This window comes from Synechococcus sp. LTW-G, from assembly GCF_054459035.1.
Genome location: NZ_JBTKYW010000018.1, coordinates 1 through 1,558 on the forward strand (window position 1 = coordinate 1; position 1,558 = coordinate 1,558).

Below are 1,558 nucleotides of genomic sequence, written 5' to 3' on the forward strand. Positions count from 1 at the left end.
TCAGCCTGGGCAACAACCTTGGTGAAGGCGTCGAACATTGATTAACTCCTGTTCTCGACGTGAGTCGGGGAGAGGGGGAAGAGGGGGTGCGAACCGACACTCCGCTGCAATACAGCATCAGATCGGGTCACGGAGTCGAACTCGAGGTGAACGCAGATCGCAGATCAGCGCGGCCCTTGAATTCATTGACCTGCGTCATTGTGAATTCAAGACGCAAAGCACTGCACCAGGGAACGCCCGAAGTTCACAAAGGGTCACCGTTGGGGTAGAACCCTTGCGGCGACTGGGTACTGGAGCGCGAAAGACAGCAAGAATCGGAACAGAATCTTAAGGACCAAGGCCAAGCAAGCGGGCTAATGCTGCCGTTGTTGGCCATGAAAAAAGCCCCGCCGTTGGCGGGGCTCGGGTCACCAAGCAGAGGGATCAGTTGACGGGCGTGACACTGGCCACGCGCCCACCCTGACGGTGGATCTGCTGCTGCGTCTCCAGCATCTTGTCGAAGGGCACGAAACGAACGGTGTTGCTGCGCTTGTGCAGGCGGTAGTTGTTCAGGCCGGTCACCTCGATGCGATACATCCGCGGCTTCTGACCGATGCCCTTGGCCATCTGGGTAATCGCGGTGCGGGCCACGCCGGCGGGCTGAACGGCCGACCCCTTGGCATTGGGGCTGACCACAGGAACGGCGCGGTCTTGGTGCAGGGCACCCGCCAAGCGGGATTGAACCCCAGTGACATCACCCTTGATCGAAGCGGCAGCACCACGGGTGAGTTGCATCAACCAGGAGAACTGACGACCTTCGTGGCCCTTGGAGTAACCCCAACCGTGCAGATAGGGGACCTGCTCTTCACCAAAACGCTCCTGATACTCGTGGCTATCGAGATAGGAATCAATCTCCGCTTCGTAGCCCTGCTCCTGCAGGATCGTGAAGTGGTGCAGCATCTCGGCCTTGTTCTGGGGAGCACGGCCCAGCAGATGCTTGAAGTTCAGCTCAATGAAGTGATAAGGGTTGGAATTCTCAAAAAACTTGCTGCGATAGAGGCCACTCTTGGCAACGGTGCGCACAAATTCGCGAACACTCAGATAGCCATTGCGGAAGAGGGATTCAGCACCGGTCAGCCGCTCACTTTCCATGACGTACTGAAAGCCAAGAACCTGGCGATAGACGGCGCGGATCAGGGCCGTTTTGTCGTCTTGGCTGGAACCAGAGGACCAGTTCTCCTTGACCCGGTTATTGGCGAATCGATCAATACCCAGATAGGCAGCATTCAGCAACGTCATGGCAGGTGGAGCAAGGGGGAGATTGATGGCAGCGGGCGAGCTGCCAAGCTCGCAATGTGTCTAACAACAGCCAACACATTGGAGGGACAGGGAAAGTCCTGAAGCCCAAAAAAGGCTTGGCGAAAATCCTATGGCTAATCCGCCGAGTTTCCTGAGAGACCCCGTCACATTCGTTACACCCCTGCCGGCGGGTGGGCAACAACAAAGCCCCCCTTTCGGGGGGCTCGCGTCGAGACTTTGCCGTCTCTGCTTTGGGGCTGAAAATCAGACCAGAGCAGCG

Annotated in this window: 1 protein-coding gene; it reads right to left on the reverse strand. The window is 57.8% G+C overall.

Annotated features, from left to right (window positions below):
* Window positions 1-423 precede the first annotated feature (423 nt).
* Window positions 424-1,278, reverse strand: a complete 855-nt coding sequence (locus tag ACXIQ9_RS12580; protein ID WP_247476219.1) for a phycobilisome rod-core linker polypeptide — start codon at window positions 1,276-1,278, stop codon at window positions 424-426.
* Between the last annotated feature and the right edge of the window lie 280 nt (window positions 1,279-1,558).

Coding starts and splice junctions, on each gene's coding strand:
- ACXIQ9_RS12580 (WP_247476219.1), bottom strand. CDS start 1,278: ATGACGTTGCTGAATGCTGCCTATCTGGGTATTGATCGATTCGCCAAT.